At 68.7% G+C, this 16,632-nt stretch carries 18 protein-coding genes; 8 read left to right on the top strand and 10 right to left on the bottom strand.

All coding sequences use genetic code 11. The features are described 5' to 3' along the window. The first annotated feature begins 27 nt into the window (after positions 1–27). From EPL00_RS15680 to EPL00_RS15670, 3 genes are all read left to right on the top strand, one after another. The gene (locus EPL00_RS15680) at positions 28–1,887 is read left to right on the top strand and encodes a helicase C-terminal domain-containing protein (protein WP_135853491.1); all 1,860 of its coding nucleotides are present in this window, start codon (positions 28–30) and stop codon (positions 1,885–1,887) included. 115 nt (positions 1,888–2,002) lie between these two features. Beyond that, positions 2,003–2,911, top strand: a complete 909-nt coding sequence (locus EPL00_RS15675; protein ID WP_202932661.1) for a cupredoxin domain-containing protein — start codon at positions 2,003–2,005, stop codon at positions 2,909–2,911. Between the two features lie 97 nt (positions 2,912–3,008). Continuing rightward, positions 3,009–3,419 (top strand): hypothetical protein, encoded by a 411-nt coding sequence (locus EPL00_RS15670; protein ID WP_135853492.1) that lies wholly within the window; start codon positions 3,009–3,011, stop codon positions 3,417–3,419. Positions 3,420–3,635: 216 nt separating this feature from the next. Here EPL00_RS15670 and EPL00_RS15665 read toward each other — a convergent pair whose 3' ends face one another. Continuing rightward, on the bottom strand, positions 3,636–3,815 hold the full coding sequence (locus EPL00_RS15665) for a hypothetical protein (protein WP_135853493.1): 180 nt from the start codon (positions 3,813–3,815) through the stop codon (positions 3,636–3,638). Positions 3,816–3,929: 114 nt separating this feature from the next. Between EPL00_RS15665 and EPL00_RS15660 the strand changes: the two genes are divergently transcribed. Further along, positions 3,930–6,152, top strand: coding sequence for an outer membrane protein assembly factor BamB family protein (locus EPL00_RS15660; RefSeq protein ID WP_135853494.1), 2,223 nt, complete (start codon positions 3,930–3,932; stop codon positions 6,150–6,152). A 41-nt stretch (positions 6,153–6,193) separates the two neighbouring features. Here the strand turns inward: EPL00_RS15660 and EPL00_RS15655 are convergent, their stop codons facing one another. The 4 genes from EPL00_RS15655 to EPL00_RS15640 all read right to left on the bottom strand — a co-directional run bounded on the left by EPL00_RS15655 (position 6,194) and on the right by EPL00_RS15640 (position 8,414). Then, positions 6,194–6,448, bottom strand: coding sequence for a hypothetical protein (locus EPL00_RS15655; RefSeq protein ID WP_135853495.1), 255 nt, complete (start codon positions 6,446–6,448; stop codon positions 6,194–6,196). Between the two features lie 168 nt (positions 6,449–6,616). Next, a complete protein-coding gene (locus EPL00_RS15650; RefSeq protein WP_135853496.1) occupies positions 6,617–7,207 on the bottom strand; it encodes a uracil-DNA glycosylase in 591 nt (196 codons plus the stop codon). A 372-nt stretch (positions 7,208–7,579) separates the two neighbouring features. Continuing rightward, on the bottom strand, positions 7,580–8,146 hold the full coding sequence (locus EPL00_RS15645; RefSeq protein WP_135853497.1) for an endonuclease dU: 567 nt from the start codon (positions 8,144–8,146) through the stop codon (positions 7,580–7,582). A gap of 76 nt (positions 8,147–8,222) precedes the next feature. Continuing rightward, complete coding sequence (locus EPL00_RS15640) at positions 8,223–8,414, bottom strand: DUF5786 family protein (protein ID WP_135853498.1); 192 nt, start codon at positions 8,412–8,414, stop codon at positions 8,223–8,225. An 83-nt stretch (positions 8,415–8,497) separates the two neighbouring features. Between EPL00_RS15640 and EPL00_RS15635 the strand changes: the two genes are divergently transcribed. Both EPL00_RS15635 and EPL00_RS15630 read left to right on the top strand, forming a co-directional pair. Next, positions 8,498–9,109 (top strand): MBL fold metallo-hydrolase, encoded by a 612-nt coding sequence (locus tag EPL00_RS15635; RefSeq protein ID WP_135853499.1) that lies wholly within the window; start codon positions 8,498–8,500, stop codon positions 9,107–9,109. Positions 9,110–9,154: 45 nt separating this feature from the next. Then, on the top strand, positions 9,155–9,460 hold the full coding sequence (locus tag EPL00_RS15630) for a MazG nucleotide pyrophosphohydrolase domain-containing protein (RefSeq protein ID WP_135853500.1): 306 nt from the start codon (positions 9,155–9,157) through the stop codon (positions 9,458–9,460). Between the two features lie 96 nt (positions 9,461–9,556). Here the strand turns inward: EPL00_RS15630 and EPL00_RS15625 are convergent, their stop codons facing one another. Next, complete coding sequence (locus EPL00_RS15625; RefSeq protein ID WP_135853501.1) at positions 9,557–9,706, bottom strand: 50S ribosomal protein L40e; 150 nt, start codon at positions 9,704–9,706, stop codon at positions 9,557–9,559. 108 nt (positions 9,707–9,814) lie between these two features. On the opposite strand from EPL00_RS15625, the gene EPL00_RS15620 reads away from it, so the two are divergent. Beyond that, positions 9,815–11,125: a right-handed parallel beta-helix repeat-containing protein gene (locus tag EPL00_RS15620; RefSeq protein ID WP_135853502.1), complete on the top strand. Its 1,311-nt coding sequence runs from the start codon at positions 9,815–9,817 to the stop codon at positions 11,123–11,125. 25 nt (positions 11,126–11,150) lie between these two features. On the opposite strand, the gene EPL00_RS15615 is transcribed toward EPL00_RS15620, so the two are convergent. The 3 genes from EPL00_RS15615 to EPL00_RS15605 all read right to left on the bottom strand — a co-directional run bounded on the left by EPL00_RS15615 (position 11,151) and on the right by EPL00_RS15605 (position 13,964). Further along, positions 11,151–11,675, bottom strand: coding sequence for a DUF367 family protein (locus EPL00_RS15615; RefSeq protein WP_135853503.1), 525 nt, complete (start codon positions 11,673–11,675; stop codon positions 11,151–11,153). A gap of 594 nt (positions 11,676–12,269) precedes the next feature. Next, positions 12,270–13,433 (bottom strand): acyl-CoA dehydrogenase family protein, encoded by a 1,164-nt coding sequence (locus EPL00_RS15610; protein WP_135853504.1) that lies wholly within the window; start codon positions 13,431–13,433, stop codon positions 12,270–12,272. A gap of 114 nt (positions 13,434–13,547) precedes the next feature. Further along, positions 13,548–13,964, bottom strand: coding sequence for a DUF7344 domain-containing protein (locus EPL00_RS15605; protein WP_135853505.1), 417 nt, complete (start codon positions 13,962–13,964; stop codon positions 13,548–13,550). A 209-nt stretch (positions 13,965–14,173) separates the two neighbouring features. On the opposite strand from EPL00_RS15605, the gene EPL00_RS15600 reads away from it, so the two are divergent. After that, positions 14,174–14,737: an HPP family protein gene (locus EPL00_RS15600; protein ID WP_135853506.1), complete on the top strand. Its 564-nt coding sequence runs from the start codon at positions 14,174–14,176 to the stop codon at positions 14,735–14,737. Between the two features lie 113 nt (positions 14,738–14,850). On the opposite strand, the gene EPL00_RS15595 is transcribed toward EPL00_RS15600, so the two are convergent. Continuing rightward, entirely contained in the window at positions 14,851–16,503 is a 1,653-nt protein-coding gene (locus EPL00_RS15595) for a DUF7537 family lipoprotein (protein WP_135853507.1), read from the bottom strand. Positions 16,504–16,632 lie beyond the last annotated feature (129 nt).

Below are 16,632 nucleotides of genomic sequence, written 5' to 3'. Positions count from 1 at the left end.
TTTCCGATACCGCCGTGACTTCGAACAGTGAACCCCGACCGGATTTTCGACGCGTTCCCCGCGCCCTCCTATCGGGGCACTCAGCGCGAGGCCCTGACCGACATCCGGGACGCCTTCGCCGACGGCAACGACGTGGTGCTGGTGCGCGCGCCGACCGGGAGCGGCAAGTCCCTGCTGGCGCGGGCCATCGCTGGATGCGCCCGGACGCCCGACGACGCCGCGCCGAGCGACGCGACCGGGGCCTACTACACCACGCCGCAGGTCTCCCAACTGGACGACGTGGCCGAGGACGACTTGCTGGACGACCTCAAGATAATTCGGGGCAAGCGCAACTACTCCTGTATCCTGCCGGGCGAGACCGACACGCCTGTCGATAGGGCACCCTGCGCCCGCGAGAAGGGGTACGACTGCTCGGTCAAGCACCGCTGTCCATACTTCTCGGATCGAGCTATCGCCAGCAACCGAGAGATAGCGGCGATGACGCTGGCGTACTTCATGCGGACCGCCGGGTCGGAGGTGTTCCGCAAGCGCGACTGCGTGGTGATAGACGAGGCCCACGGCCTCGCGGAGTGGGCCGAGATGTACGCCGCCATCGACCTGAACCCCCGGACGGTGCCCATCTGGGACGACCTGAACGTGCCCGACCTAGAGAGCGCCGGCGTGGACCGCGCCGTCGAGTACGCCGACCGACTCGGGAATCGGTGTCGCAGGGAGAAAGACGAACTGCTCGCGCGGCAGGAACTCGACCCCCACGAGGCCGCCGAGCGCGACCGACTACAGGAACTCATCGGCGAACTGGACTGGTTCGTGGAGGACTACCGCGATTCGGAGAGCGCAACGACGTGGGTCGTGGACCAACCGGACGGCGGGGGAAGCGGGATTACGATAAAGCCGATGAACCCCGAGCGGTACCTGAGCCACACGGTCTGGGAGCGGGGCAACAAGTTCGCGCTCCTCTCGGCGACCATCCTGAACAAGCAGGCGTTCTGTCGGCAGGTCGGTCTCGACCCCGCGAACGTCGCGCTGGTGGACGTGGGCCACACCTTCCCCGTCGAGAACCGGCCGCTCTACGACGTGACCCGAGGGAAGATGACCTACGAACACCGCGACGAGACTCTCCCGAAAATCGCCCGTACGGTGGTCCGGGTCATGCAGGAACACCGAGGAGAGAAGGGCATCATTCACGCCCACTCCTACGCGATTCAGGAGCGCCTCGCGGACCTCCTCGACGACTTCGGCGTCGGCGACCGCGTCCGGACCCACGACAAGGAGAGTCGGGACGCCCAACTCGAATCGTGGAAGGCCACCGACGGCGAGGAGGTCTTCCTCTCGGTGAAGATGGAGGAGGCCCTCGACCTCAAAGGCGACCTCGCGCGCTGGCAGGTCGTCTGCAAAGCGCCGTTCCTCAACACCAACGACTCCAGAGTCGCCCACCGCCTCCAAGAGGGCCAGTGGGCGTGGTACTACCGGGCCGCGCTCCGGACCGTGATTCAGGCCTGCGGCCGGGTGGTCCGGGCACCCGACGACTACGGCGCGACCTACCTCGCCGACCAGAGCCTCCTGCAAGTCTTCGACCGCGCGGAGACCGACACGCCCGACTGGTTCCGCGAACAGGTCGAGCGCATGACGACGCCGGACCTGCCGGAGTTCGACCCCCGGAGCGCCAGCCAGTCGGCGGCCGGGGCGGGCGCGGCCAGCAGAACTCGGGACCGCTCGCGCTCCCGCGGTCGCTCGGGGTCCGGCGGCGGGTCGGCGTCGGGCGGGCGCTCGTCGGGCGACTCGTCGTCTCCCGGCCGGTCCGCGAGCGGGGACTCGTCGGGGAGGAAGTCGGACTCCTCGACCGGCCGCAAGAGTCCGATGGCGGACGTGTGGGACGACAGCGTGTAGCCCCGGTCGGCGACTCGGACTCCCGACGGAGACTCGACCGAACGGCCGACGCTCCGAAACTGTTGACTATCGTAGGGTAACTTTATCCAAACTCGTGGTGAACCCCAGTCGAATCATGGGGGATTCCGGACGCGAGACACCGACGACCGACGAATCGACCGACCGAACGACTTCGGACCCGAGCGCGAACCGCCGGAGCGTCCTGCGCGCGCTCGGCGGTGCTGGCGCGCTGACGGCGTTCGCAGGAACGAGCGCGGCCAGCGAGCGCGCGGCGTCCGTCGCGTCCGCCGAGGAGGCGACGGACGCGCGCAGTCCCGCGGAAGCCCGCGAGCGAGCGCGACAGGACGACGAAATAGACCCGGTGTGGGGCTTCCCGGCGCTGTCCGACGAGACCGACCCGCCGACCAGCGCCGACCACGAGGTTGAGGTTCAGATTCGGCCCCGCGACGCGCCGATTCCGGAGTTCGTCTTCGAACCGACCGGCCTCTACGTCGAACCGGGCGACACGGTGCGGTTCAGCTACGCGTCTCCGCATCACACCGTGACGGCGTACCACCCGGCGTTCGGCTACCTCCAGCGCGTGCCCGACGAGGTGCCGCCGTTCTCGGCCCCGGCGCTCCCGCAGGGCGGCTACTGGCTCTACACGTTCGAGCAGTCGGGCGTCTACGACCTCCACTGCGCGCCCCACGAGATATTCGGCCACGCGATGCGCGTCGTCGTCGGGTCGCCGAGCGGTCCGGCCGCCGACCCACTGCCGGACCTCTGTGCCGGTGGAGCGGAGACGACGGGAATGGGTGGAGAGACGACGACGGCGACCGAGACCGGCGGCGGGGACGGTACCGAAGGCGGCCAAGAGGGCGGTGAACCGGAACTCGACCCGCCGCGAGTTACGGCCTACACCGTCCTCACTGACCCCGCGCTCGACCCCGAGACCATCGTGGACGAGCGTCGGGTGTCGTGGGACGACCTCGCGCCCGAGAGCAAGCAGTTGTTCGTCCAGATTCGGGGCTTCCCGCCGTGTTGACTCACCGCACTGCGCCACCGTACCGCGCCACCGACCCGAGGGGCGTCGCAGTCGCCGGACCACAAAACTCATTCCGGCGTCCGGTCGATTGCGCGACGTGAACGCGACGCGACGCGAACTGCTGGCTGGCGGGGCGGCGCTCGTCGGCGGCGGCCTCGCGGGCTGTTCGTCGCTCCCGTTGGTCGGGTGCGACGCGATGCACGAGAGCAGAATCGAGGTCGAGCGCGAGACCCCGCCCGAGGAGGCCCGCGACGCGCTCGCGCCGATTCGGGTCGCGGACCTGCCGTCCGCCGAGCGAGAGGTCGCCCGCGAAGCCATCGACTCGGGGTCGTACGCCGAGTGTTCGCCCGAGTCCGAGGGCTTCGAGTCGCTCCTCGGGAGGATTGGAGACCACCGAGACCGACAGCAACGCCGCTCGGAGGCGGACCTCACGACGGTCTACTTCCGCACCGAGGACGCCCGGTACGCGATTCGAGCGATGGTCCTCGACCAGCTACTCTCGTACTGAGCGTCGTCCGGTCGAGTTGCACTGCTCGGCTCAGATAAGCGAAATCGTGTATGCGATGCCCGAACTGAGCATCAGCAGCACGAAGAACACCGAGATTATCTTCTGTCTCGTGTCGTCGTCCATACTCCACGGAAGCGACGGATACGAAATAACGCTTTGGGTCCCGGCGCGCGCGACGCTTTTCTACCGCCGGTCATCGACGGTCCCCGACGTTCCCTACCGCCGGTCCTCGACGGTCCCCAGCACCGCGTCGCAGTGGGGACACAGCACCATCCAGTAGCGTTGGCTCGTCGTCGCGGTGACGGTCACGCCGTCGCGGTCGGCCTTCGGCTCGATTCGCTTCTGGCTGTAGCTCGGGTCGTCGGCGTCGCGCCCGCAGGAGGGACACGTAGGCATACGCGGACTCTCCGACAGCGCGCACTTAACGCTACCGCACGGGACGGCGACGAGGCGGACTCCCGGAATCGCCCCGACCCCAACGCTCAAGAGCGCCGCGCGTCCCCACCCGATATGGCCCCCAGAGAGACGAGTCGCCGCGCGCTCCTCGTCGGCGCGGGCGGCGTCGGCGCGAGCGTCGCCGAGGCCCACACTGGATTCGCCCAGTCCACCGCCGGAGTCGCCCCGGCCGCCGGTGGGTCGGCGGCCGGGATTCCGGGCGTCCAGACCAGCCATGAACTCCGCTGGCAGTACGAGGCCGATGGTGACGAGACGGTCTGCTACCCCCTCGGCGCTGGTCACGGCGCGGCGTTCGCGTTCGTCTACGCCGAGCGCGAGGAGGGCGACCCGCTGAGCGAGGTCCGCGCGTTCGACCGCCGGACCGGCGACGTTCGCTGGTCACACGAGGCCGAGAGTCTCCCCGCGGTCGCGTCCGGGCCGAACGAGCGCGTCTACGTCGGCGACGACGGTGGCGTCGCCGCGCTCGACGCGGCCGACGGGAGCGTCACGTGGACCCACCGCGAGGAGGCGACCCGGACGCGCCAACTCAAGGTAGACGACGGGAGCGTCTTCGCGGTCGCCGACGGCGACCTGTTGGCGCTCGACGCGGCCGACGGGAGGTTGCGCTGGCGAACCGCCGCGTCGGCCGAGTTGGTCCGCGGTCTGCTCCTCACCGACGACAGCGTGATCTTCGGCGGCAGAGACGGCTTCGCCGCCCTCCGGCGCTCGGACGGGCGACGACGCTGGCACGAACCGGTGGAAGAGGGCGCGGCGTGGCCCGCCGCGATTCGTGGGGACCTCCTCGTCGGGTGGTCGGAGTCGGCGGTCTACGGGGTCGCGCTCGCGGACGGCGCGCGTCGGTTCCGGACCCGCGTCGGCCCGGTCCGTCCCCACACCATCGGCGGCGCGGTAGACGACGATTCTGCCTACGTCTGGACCGACCGACTCGTCGCGGTGGACTTTCGGACCGGAAAGCGACGCTGGGTCTACGACCCCGACGAGAGCGACGCTGAGACCGTCGAAAACCCCGACATCGGCGGGTTCATGCCCGTCGTCTCGGGCGGTCGGGTGTACACGTCCACGCAGGACGCCGTCGTCGCGCTGGACGCCGACACTGGCCGCGAACGCTGGCAGTACGAGGTGCGGTCGCGCTACTTCGGCTACTGGGGCCGGGTCGCCCACGGCCACGTCTACGTCGCGGACGACCGGACCGTCCGGGCGCTCGCGGCCGACACCGGCCGCGAGGAGTGGTCGCTCGACGCCGACGCCGAGCGCACGCTCTGGATTCGGTCGGCTGGCGACCTCGTGGTCGTCGGCACCCGGAGCGGTCGCTTCTACGCCATCGACCCGCCCGCCAGACCGCTCTCGGCCCCGCTCGCCACCGCCGCGGAGTTCGCCACCTCCGCGCCCGGAGTCGGCCTCCTCGGACTCGTCGGCGCGGGGTTGCTGGCCGCGGGCTACCGGCGAGCGACCCGCGACTCCACGGCGACCGCTCCGCACCCCGACGCCGACGCGGAGTTGGGTCGTCTCGCCCGACTCGGCGGCGGTCCCGTCACCGAGACGCACCTCAAGCGCGTCCGGACGCCCGACGGCCCGACGCTGGTCGCCGAGACGCGCCTGACCGACGCGCGCCACCGCGAGGAGTTCGCGCGAGCGGTCGAACGCTGGAGCGACGTGGACGCCGAGGGCGTCCTCCCGATTCGGGAGTACGGCGCGGGGGACGCCCGCGAGGGCGACGCGATGCCGTGGTTCGAGACGCCGTATCTCGCTGGCGGGTCGCTGGCCGACTCGTGGCCCCTCGCCCGGCGCGAGCGCGTCGAGGTCGTCTCTGGGGCGGCGCGCGCGCTCCACGCCGCCCACCGACGGGAGGTCGTCCACGGCCGCCTCGCGCCCCGGCACGTCCTCCGCGGGCGAGTCGCCCCCGACTCCGACGACCCCGCTTCCGCCCCGGAGGTCGCGGTCGGCGGGTGGTTCCTCGCCGACGCGCTCGCCCCGGTCCGCGACGACACGGACCCCTCTAATCCGGTCCGAGAGCCGGACCCCTACGCGCCGCCAGAGAATTCGAGTGACGTGGCCGCCGACGTGTACCGCGTCGGCGCGCTGGCGAGCGACCTCCTCGGTGGCGGCCCCCCGACTCGAACCGCCGGAGAGCCGCCGCTCGGCTCGACGGCGACGGACTCGCTCTCGGGGCGACTCGGTGCGGTCCTCGACCGGGCGCTCGCGGCCGACCCCGCGGACCGCTACGAGTCGGCGCTGGCGTTCGACGACGCGTTCCGGTGGGCCGCGCTGGATAGGTAGCGGCGGGGCGAGGTGTCGCTACGCGACCGTGTGCTGGCTCCTCACCGGCTCCGCACGACGAGATAACACGCCGCGACGACGGCGCAACCGACGCCCGAGAAGAACGTCGCCGCGCCCCACGCGAGGGGTGCCAGCGACGCGCCCCGCGAACGCGCGTCGGCCCGTCGCGCGTCCGCTCGTCGGCGTCGCGCGTCGGCGTACACCAGCGCCGCGACGACGAGCGGGACGAGGACGGCCGCGGCGGCGAACGCGAGCGTCTCGATTTCGAGCGAGAGCGAGGGATGGGGTAGGGGCATGGACCGCTTTCTTCCGACGGCGACCCCATTGTTATTCACTCGTTACTCCGGCCGAAACCGGCGTCCGCGGTCCGGGGCCTTCGTCCACGGTTTGGGCCTTCGGTCCGCAGTCCGGGTTTCGCTCCTCAGTCTGCCGTCCGCGGTCGGCCGTCGGCCGTTCCTCGCGGGTCAGAAGTCGCCGAGTTGCGACTGGCCGCCCGACTCCTCGCCAGCCATCGCGGCCGCCTTGTCGAGTGCGGCGTCCAAAGTCTCGTCTTGGCTCCGGTCGTACAGCGTCGCCGCGGGATGGACGCAAATCAACACGTCTCGGACTGCACCGCCGAGTTCGGCGGTCCGGACCGACCCGGCCTCCTTCGTGACCGCCACGTCGTCACCGAGCAGGTGTTCGCTCGGCACCTTCCCGAGCGTGATTATCACCTCGGGGTCTATCTGCTCGATTTCGCTTTCGAGGTAGGGCCAGCAGTTGTCCAACTCGTCGGCGGTCGGGTCGCGGTTCTCCGGCGGTCGGCACCGGACGCAGTTGGTGATGCGCACGTCCTCGCGGGCGAGTCCCCGGTCGCGCAGTTTGTCGTCAAGAATCGTGCCGCTCCGCCCGACGAACGGTTCGCCCTGCTGGTCTTCCTGCTCGCCGGGTCCCTCGCCGACGAACAGCAGGTCCGCGTCCGCGGGTCCGGTGCCGTTGACGATTCGACTCCGGCAGTCCACGAGTTCGGGACAGCGCGTGCAGTCGGTCACGTCGAGGCCGTCCATTTCTCCCATAGCGATGCGTTCGGGGGTCGGGTACTAAGAGTCGGTGGCATCGGAATCGGAGCCTGTTTTCGAGATACTGCTGAAGTCGCCGTTTCGGGGTTTGGACGACTAGTCGCAGAGAAAGCCATCCCGAGGAACGTTCAGAAAGCCCTCGTCCGGTCGCGGTCGCTGACCGACATATCCTCCGCTCGCTTGCTCGCGGCGCGAAGCGCCGCGCAACCGCTCGCTCCGGATGGGGGACGGTCAGGCGACCACGGGTCTCCGACCCGCGACCGGGCGACCCCTTTCAGTCCACCCAAACGAGAGTCCGTTTCACCGAGCGCTCGCTGTGTTGAACGTGTCAACGAGCGCGTCGAGGCTCGGTCCGCTCTCGTACGGTCGTCACTCTTGCTCGGTCTTCCGGCGCAGGTCGTCGCCAGCGCGCGCGGCCAGTCGGGCGACGCGGAGCGGTTCGGGCCGACCGCCCTCCGGCGTGAACGCCCGCACCGCGTCGCGGGCCTCGTTCGCCCCGACACCGACCGAGCGCACGAAGACCGTCTGGTCGTTGACGCTCAGTCGCTCTCTGGGTGGCTGACGCTCGAAGACTTCCTTGCGTTCTTCGAGCGCGTCGCCGTCGAACTCGGCTTCGAGGGCCGCGACGAGACCGGGACTCTCCTCGAACGTGACCGAGATGACGGGGCGGTCGATGGCGTCGCCGACTCGGCGCAGGTCCACGACGTTGTACCACGCCAGCGCGATGCCCGCGACGAAGACGTATCTCACGTCCTCGCGGTCCAGTGCGGAAAATACGTCGATGATGGCGTCCGTCGCGTCGCTGCCGCCGACCGTACAGGTCCGGTAGGCGAATCCGTCGGCGACGCGACTCGCTCGGGTGACGACGCCCGCGAGCGTACTCCGACGCTGTCGGTAGGACTCGGCGATACCCAGCGCGCGGACGCCGGACTTCACGGGTGGAATCCCGCCCCGTCGTGTCGCACGCCCTCGGGTCGCGAGCCGTCGAGTCTCACGGGCCTCTCCTCGGGGGTTACGTCTCGCTCTGGTCGTCGTCCTTGATGTCCTCTAGCCGGTCGAGGAGTTCGTCGTTCGAGGCTCCGATTTCGAAGTCGACACTGCCTTCGTGGGAGTTCTCCTCGGTGTTCACGCCGTTATCGTCGTCGAGGTCGGTATCGTAGTCCTGATTCTCCTGTTCGGACTCGTCGTAGCTCCCAAATCCCATGTGTAAATGAATGTAGGTGCTTGGACCACTAAAGTCTCCTGCCGCCCGTCAAGGTTTTGAGGGGTGCGGTCGAACAGCCCGGCATGCAAGTACACAACGTCACCGCCGACGCGGAGACGTTCACCTGTAACGCCTATCTCGCCGAGGGCGACAGGACGGTGCTGGTAGACGCCGGGAGCATGCCCGGCGTCGTGGACGCAATCGCCGACCACGCCGAGGAGGTAGACGCCGTGGTCCTGACCCACCAGCACGGCGACCACGTCGCGGAACTCGACACCGTGCTGGACGCCTACGACCCGGAACTCCTCTGTTACGACGACCACCCCCGCCGGACGCGCCGGATTTCCGACGGCGACAGCCTCCGAATCGGCGACGAGGAGTTCGAGGCGGTTTACTCGCCGGGTCACGCCGACGACCACCTCGCGTTCGTCTCCGAGACGACCATCTTCAGCGGCGACGTGGTGGTGTACAACGACGGCGCGTTCGAGGACGGCAGTTTCGGCCGGACCGACATGGCGGGCCAGTCCCGCGAGCGAGAAATCGAGAGCATCCGCGAGATTTTAGACCGGATGCCCGAGGGCGTCGAGTCGATGTACGCCGGACACGGCGACGAGTTCCACGGCGACGTGCGCGAAGTCGTCGAGCGCGCGCTCGAACGCGCCGAGCGCCGCGAGCCGAAGTATCCCGACGAGTAATCGACAACGCTTTTCTCGCTCGCGCTTCCTCTCTCGACTCCGAACATGAAGGCCCAACAGAACGTCGCGGAGTTCCTCGCGGAACACGACATGGACGCCGACCCGGCCTACCGAATCTTAGACCTCGCCTCGGAAGTCGGCGAACTGGCCAAGGACGCCAACGACTCGACCGACTACGGAGCCAATCCCGAGCGACTGGACGTGAACCCGGACGAACTCGGCGACGCGCTGTTCGCCCTCCTCTCGGTCGCCGAGTCGCTGGACGTGGACGCCGAGGAGGCCCTGAACGAGGCGCTGGTCAAGTACGAAGCACGAATCGAGGAGACCGGCGATCCCGGCTCGGGCGAGTAGCACGTCAGAGAGAACGAGAGAAGAAAGTAAGAGAACGAGAGAGCAGTCGCTGTCCGGCGGCGAGGACCGAAGCAGAATTGGAGCCGCGAGGCCGCGTCAGGCGTTGCGCGGTTCCTTGCTCTTGGGTCGGAGCTTGCCGTAGCCGCACTTGCGGCAGTTGTCGGCCTCGTGGGGGTTGCGAGCGTTGCACCGCATGCAAATCATCTTGTCGAGGATTCGCGCTTCCGCTTTGTCGAAGCTGGCCATACCGACCGGTTGGCCGTCACGGCATTTAAAGGTTACAGAGTCGAGCGCGCCGGTCCCTCCTCGCGGACGGCGACAACGACTAACTGTCCGTCCACCGATTCCTTCGTCGTGCTAAACCGACGCACGATGGCGCTCGTCGCGCTGGCGGGTCTCCTCGCGGTCGCGCCAGCCGGTGCGGTGGCGACCTCCTCGGCCGTCGAGACCACCGGAGCCGAGACCACCCCAAGCGCGACCGCCCCGACCCGAATTTCGAGTTGCACTACCATCACCCAACCCGGCGAGTACGTCCTCGCCGCCGACGTGGAGAACGCGTCCCCGACCCGGCCGCGGACCGGGCTCGGAGCCTGTATCGAGATTCGGACCGACGACGTGACATTGAGGGGTGGGAACCACACCGTCGCGGCCGGACCCGGCGGAAGTCCCGGCGTCGTCGGCGTCCTCGTGAGCCCCCGAACGAGGGCTCGGGGAGCTTCGTTCCCCGGCGTACTCGTCGGCGGGGCCGACCCGCGCTCGAACGTCACGGTCCGCGACCTCACGACGACGCGGTGGGGCGCTGGCGTGGCGGTCCGGGGCGCGACCGGGGTGGCGCTACGGAACGTCTCGGCGGTGAACAACCTCGGCGACGGCTTCTTCGTGGAGAACGCGCCCGACCTGCGCGTCCGCGGCGGGGAAATCCGCGGGAGCAACACGGGTGTCTTCCTCCGGCGCTCGCCAAACGCCACGCTCGCGGGCCTCGCCGTCGCGAACAACCTCGCTGGCGTCTCGGTCCGGCGCTCGGACGAGGCGACGCTCCGGAACCTCTCGGTCGCGGACCACTCGCAGTTCGGCGTCGCGCTCGTCCGGTCGACGGGCGCAATCGTGGCGAACTCGACGTTCCGGGACGACGGCTTCGCCGAAATCGCGCTCGCGCGCTCGTCGGCCGCCCGACTCGTCTCGGTCTCGGTAGCGAACTCGTCCGGGTGGGAGGTCTACGCCGCCCGGAACTCGACCGCGGTCGGCGAGGAGGTCCGCCTCGGGGTGACCCTCCTCGACTCCTTGACGGCCAGCGATGTGGCGCTCGACGCGAGCGCCGACGTGCCGCCCCTGCCGATAACGGACCGACAGGTCGTCGGGGAGGCGCTGTTCGCGCTCCCGACCGGAGCGGAGGCCACCGACTCGCGGCTCTCGCTGTCGGTCGGCTACGACGACGCCGCGGTCGAGCGCGCCCGGACCACAGAGGAGTTCCTGTCGCTGTGGCGCTTCGACGCTGGCGAGGGGTGGAGCAGGGTCGAGACGACGCTCGCGCCAGCGCGAAACGTCGCGTCGGCGGAGTTCCGCAACCCGAGCCGGAACGGGACGGTCGTCGCGCTCGTCGGCGAGGGACTGGCAGAACGGGGAGAACGGACCGCAGAAGCCCGAAATCGGACGCTCGCGGGGTAGTCAAAAGTAGAGGGTCGCGAGGTAATCAGTTCGATTCGGCGTCCGCTCGCGCCTCTCCGGCGTCGAGGTACTCCTGTTGGACCGCGACCACTTCGGTCGAGTCCTCGCAGTCGGCGTACCGGCGGAGGGGTTCGGCGTTGAGTTCGAGGAACGTCTCGCCCCACGTGAACTTGCTCAGGATTCGTTCGGCCTCCTCGCGCTCGCCCAGAATCGTGAGCGCGGCGGCGAACGCCTCGACGGTGTTCAGTCGGAAGGGCTTGCCGTAACTGACGGGGTTGGCCGCCACGAGGAACGGGAGCGCGCGGTGGACGCCGGGCATCTCGAACAGCGCCTGCTCGGCGGTCTCCCACGAGCAGTCGAGCGCGACAAGTCGGTCGGTCTCGGCGCGGTCGGCCGGGGACAGTGCCTGCTCGGCGTGGGGATTCAGCACGATGCCGTAGGGCGTCGCCGACGCGCTCCGGTGAAGCTCGGCGAGGTCGAAGCGCGCGAGCTTCCGCGCTGTACACTTCTTCGGGTCGTCGTCGCCCTCGTAGCGGACGTGAAGGTTCACCGAATAGAGGTAGGAAAGAGGTAGTGAAAAGTCACTCGGAGAGTCGAGACTGCGGCGAGAGGGAACAGCGACAATCGACGAAATGTCTCAGAAAGCCCCCGGTCGCTCGCGGTCGCTCCACGGGATATTCGGCGCAAACCGCGCGCCGAATAGTTGCCCGCGGAGACGACCACGTAAACGCGAGCGACCGGCCCCTTTACCCCACCCGACGGTGGTCTGGTCGGTCAGCGTTCGCTCGGTGGTTCGGTCAGTCCGCCATCGCTCGGTTGACTGTTCTACCCGGCGCGCGCTGGCGCGGCGCAGGTGCGCCGCGCCATCTCCGCGCGACGGATGAGGACCGCAGGCGAAGCCGAGGACCGCAGTCGGTTGGGGAGGTATGAGGTCCGCGGTCGCTGTCGCGGTGCTGTGCGGGAGACTCCTTTGTATCGGCGATAGATTGCTGTGCGGTTGCGGTGCTGTGCGGTCGAGATGCTGTCCTGTCGCGGTGCTGTGCGGAAGACTCCTTTTCGTCGGCAGTAGTCCGCTCCTCGACACCGTTCACTTCGGTACCTTCAGTGACAGACCTGAAAACGCCGAACCGACAGCTTCGTCAAGTCACTCGTAGGCGGCAATCCCCGTCAAATCCTCTCCCAGAATCAGGGTGTGGATGTCGTGGGTGCCCTCGTAGGTGTAGACCGTCTCCATGTTCGCCATGTGGCGCATCGGCGAGTAGTCGGTCGTGATACCGTTGCCGCCCAGTATCTCCCGAGCCACCCGCGACTGGTCGCGGGCCATCCGGACGTTGTTGCGCTTGGCCATCGAGACGTGCTGGGGGCGAAGGTCGCCGCGCTCCTTCAACTCCGCGAGGCGGTGCGCGAGGAGTTGACTCGTCGTAATCTGGGTCGCCATCTCCGCGAGCTTCTGCTGTTGCATCTGGAAGCGCGCGATGGGGCCGCCGAACTGGTCGCGCTCGGTGGCGTAGTCGCGGGCCGTCTCGAAGCAGTCGCGGGCCGCGCCGACCGCGCCCCACGCGATGCCGAACCGCGCCTGCGTGAGACACGACAGCGGTCCCTTCATGCCCGAGACGCCGGGCAGGACGTTCTCCTCGGGGACGAACGCGTCGTTCAGCCCGATTTCGCCCGTGATGGACGCGCGCAGCGAGAGCTTCTCGGTAATCTTGTTGGTCGTCACGCCGTCGCGCTCGGTCTCCACGAGGAATCCGCGGACGGGGTTGCCGTCGCTGGTCTTGTCCCGCGCCCAGACGACCGCCACGTCGGCGATGGGCGAGTTCGTAATCCACGTCTTCGAGCCGTTGAGGACGTAGCCGCCGTCGGCGGCTTCCGCGCGGGTCTCCATTCCGGAGGGGTTCGAGCCGTGCTGGGGTTCGGTCAGGCCGAAACAGCCGACCGCCTCGCCCATGCCGAGGTCGGGGAGCCACTCGTCTTTCTGCTCGTCGGACCCGAAGGCGTGGATGGGGTACATCACGAGCGCGCCCTGCACGCTGGCCATCGAGCGCAGGCCCGAGTCGCAGGCCTCCAGTTCCTGCATGAGGAGTCCGTAGGCCGTCTCGCTGACGTTCGGCGAGCCGTAGCCCTCCAAGTTCGGGGCGTAGAAGCCGAGTTCGCCCATCTCGGGGATGAGTTCGGTGGGGAAGGTGCCCTCCTCGAAGTGGTCGCCGATGTCGGGTTTCACGTTCTCCTCGACGAACTGACGGGCGGTGTCCCGAATCATCTGCTCTTCTTCGGTGAGGTCGTCTTCTAGCGAGACGTAATCGAGCATGACGACTACTGAGTGGGGAACCGTGAAAAACGCTCCTACTCGCTCGCAAGTGTTGCCGAAAACGAGGCGGGGCCGAGACCGCGAAGTCGTGTCGGCTCGCAGACTACTCTCGGCTCAGAGTTCGACGTTCTCGTCCCGACTCGCCGCGATGTCGAGGTAGGCGTCGGCCTGCTCGGCGTAGGGGCCGCGCTCGACCACGCCGTCCTCCTCGTCGTACTCGACCAGTCCCATCATCGATAGCTTCGGTAGTTGGGAGTGGCGAAGCGAGGTGAACACCCGATTGCAGTGCTCCTCGGAGACGAGGTCGATGGGCTTGTTCGTCTCCCACGCGGCGACCGTATCGACCAGTTCGCGCAGGTCGAGGGAGTCGTCGGCTTCCCGGAGCGCGACGAGGACGTACCGGCTCCGCTTGGAGGCCAACGCGTCGAAGATGTTGTCCTGCGAGAGCGGCGGTGCCTCGAAGCTCGGCTCGCGCGGGGAGGGTGTCGGCGACGCGGGAGTTTCGTTACCCTCGGCTAGGTCGTCTCTCATTTTCCTATGATAGACACCGAACCGGGGTGGCTCTACTGGTTCACAGGTAATGGTGTTTATCAGGGTTCGGGGAGGGAAACCAACCGAGAGCAGCGACTTCGCGCCGCCGGGCCGCCGGTTCGGTTCTCCATCCGACGACTGATTTGCCGACTCCCGCGACGCGACCGTTCGGCAGGACTTTTCCGACTCGCTCACCGACCGAACTGCATATGCGCGAGGAGGTCGCCGAGTCGATACGCGAGAGCGCGACGGCGGGTGCGCTGTTAGTCGTCGTCGCGGCGCTCGCGGTGCTGACCGGTCGGAGTTTCCTGTTTCCGAGCCTCGGGCCTTCGGCGTTCCTGCTGGCGACTCGGCCCGCAGCCCCCGCGAGCAGTCCGCGACGAGTCGCTGGCGGCCACGCGGTCGGGATTCTGGCGGGGTTGGCGGCCTACCACGGTATCGCGTCGGGTCCGCTACTCGCCGCGTCAGCACCGGCGCTCACTGCGCCAGCACCGACGCTGGTCGCGCCGCCGCCCGCGCTCACCGCGTCCAGCGTCGCGCTCGCGGCCAGCGGCGTCGTCTCGGTCGTGCTGACGACCGCGGGGATGGTCGTGGCCGACCTCCGCCACGCCCCCGCCTGCGCGACGACGCTCATCGTCTCGCTCGGCTTGCTGTCGTCGCTCGCCGACGCCCTCCTCGTCGGCGTCGCCATCTGCGTCCTGTTGGCGACCCACCGCGCGCTGGTGAGCGCGAGGGTCGCGCCCGCGCCGACCGTCGTCGAGGAGCCGAACTGATAGGGATTATCGTAGAACTGCGGAGTTTATCGGCCAGAATGCAGGTGTTGTCTCTCGATTACGCTGAAATCCGTAACGAGAATCTATGACTTGCTACGATAATCCCTATGAGCCTACGCCGCCGTCGCGTTGGTCTCCTCGGCGACCCACGCCGGGCGCTCGACGGAGGTCCCGCCGAGCGCGGTGAACCGGACGGCCCGTTCGATTCGCGTCGTCCGGTTGCCGTGCGTGGCCGTGTACGCGACTCGGTACTCGTGGACCACTCCGCGCTCGTCCACCAGCGCGGTCAGCGAGACGTTCCGCACCGAGTCGGCGTTGAGTTGGCTCGCCAGTGTCTCGGAGTTGCGAACGCCCGTCGCGTTCACGCGATAGAGCGTCGTGCCGTTCGCCGTCTCGGTACCAGCGAGTTCGGTGTCCAGTGCGCTGAACAGGACGAACAGGCTGTCGCGGTCGGTCCGCGAGCCGTGGACGGGCCGGACCACCTCGGCGACCCTCCGGTAGTTGGTCCCGTTCGCGCGCTCGACGGCGTACCACGTCCCGTTCTCGGTGGCCCAGATGTCCACGTCTTGCCCGAACAGCCCGATGGACCGGGCGTCGCCGCTGACGTTCGACCGGCGGACGAGTCGCGTGGGGTCGCGAGTGACTTTCGTCGTCGCGTCGGCGGTCGCCTCGCGGTCGTCACCGAGGCCGCTGGCGGTCAAGTTCGAGACGACGGTGTACGACCGGTTCCGGAGCGCGTCGGCGTGGGCTTCGGCGAGTGTCCACGCGTCGGTTACGCCCGACTCGTTCAGACCGGGCGCGAGTTCGTCCGCGAGCGCCTGCTCGGTGGTGTCGCTCGTCCGGTTGGCGTGGACCGCCTTCGCCTCGGCGACCCACGCAGGGACCTCGACGGTCGTCTCGCCGACCCCGGAGTACCCAACCGTCATCGTCCGGCGACCCGAGACGGTCCCGCGCTCGAAGTCGTACTCGTAGGTCAGGTTCCGGACGAACCCGGAGGGTGCGACAAGCGCGGTGGCGGTGACGTTGCTCGCGCGGACCTCGACGCTCGTATCGTTCAGCGTCCGGTAGGTGAACGTCCGGTTCTCGGCGTCCGCCCGGACGCGGTACCACTGCCCGTCGGCGGAGACGCCCCCGGCGTCGTCGGGCGGAGCGACCGCCGCGACGCTCGTTTTCGAGGCGTTCAGCGCGTCGGCGAGCAACTGCTCGCTGCTGAACGTGGTCGCGGCGAACCCTCTACCGGACGCCACGCTGTAGCCGTCGCGGTAGGCGCTGGCGTTCGTGTACGTGACCGACCCGTTCGTGTAGACGCGACTGTCCTCGATGGTGATGCCCGCGACGCTGACGCCCTCGCCGGTCTGGGTGTGGTTGAACCGCAGTCGGTCGGCCCCGACCTGCGTGTGCTGGCTCCAGCGGCCGAGGTCGGTGCCGTTCGCGGCGACGAGGCTGACCTCGCGGTCGTAGGTGTAGGTCTGGCCTTCGAGCAGTCGCTCGTGGGCGGCCGCGAGCGCGGCGGCGTCGGCCACCCCGTCAGTCGAGAGGCCGGGCGGGAGTGCGGCGTCGGCGTTCCCTCCGGTCCCGGTCGAATCGTCTCCGGTCGTGTCGGTTCCGGTACCGGACCGGTCGTCGGCGGTTTCCTCCGTCGGGTCGTCCGTCGTCCCGTCGTTCGTCGTGGCCTGCGTCGTCGGCCCCGCGTCGCCGCCGGGGACGGCGTTACACCCCGAGAGGAGGACAAGGAGACCGACCGCGAGGACTATCGAGCGGCGCATACCCCTGCTTCGACGCTTTCGGGTAAAGGTTTGGGGGCTGACCTGTTCGGCGACGGAAGGCCGAGACGGCCCGTTCGGGTTCGCTTCGATGCGGTCTCGATGCCGCCGCGAGTCGGTGTTTGCCGACTC

The organism is Halorussus salinus (genome assembly GCF_004765815.2).
Lineage (GTDB): Archaea > Halobacteriota > Halobacteria > Halobacteriales > Haladaptataceae > Halorussus > Halorussus salinus.
Note: the sequence above shows the minus strand (reverse complement) of the source record. Positions and strands in the feature narration are given on the sequence as shown.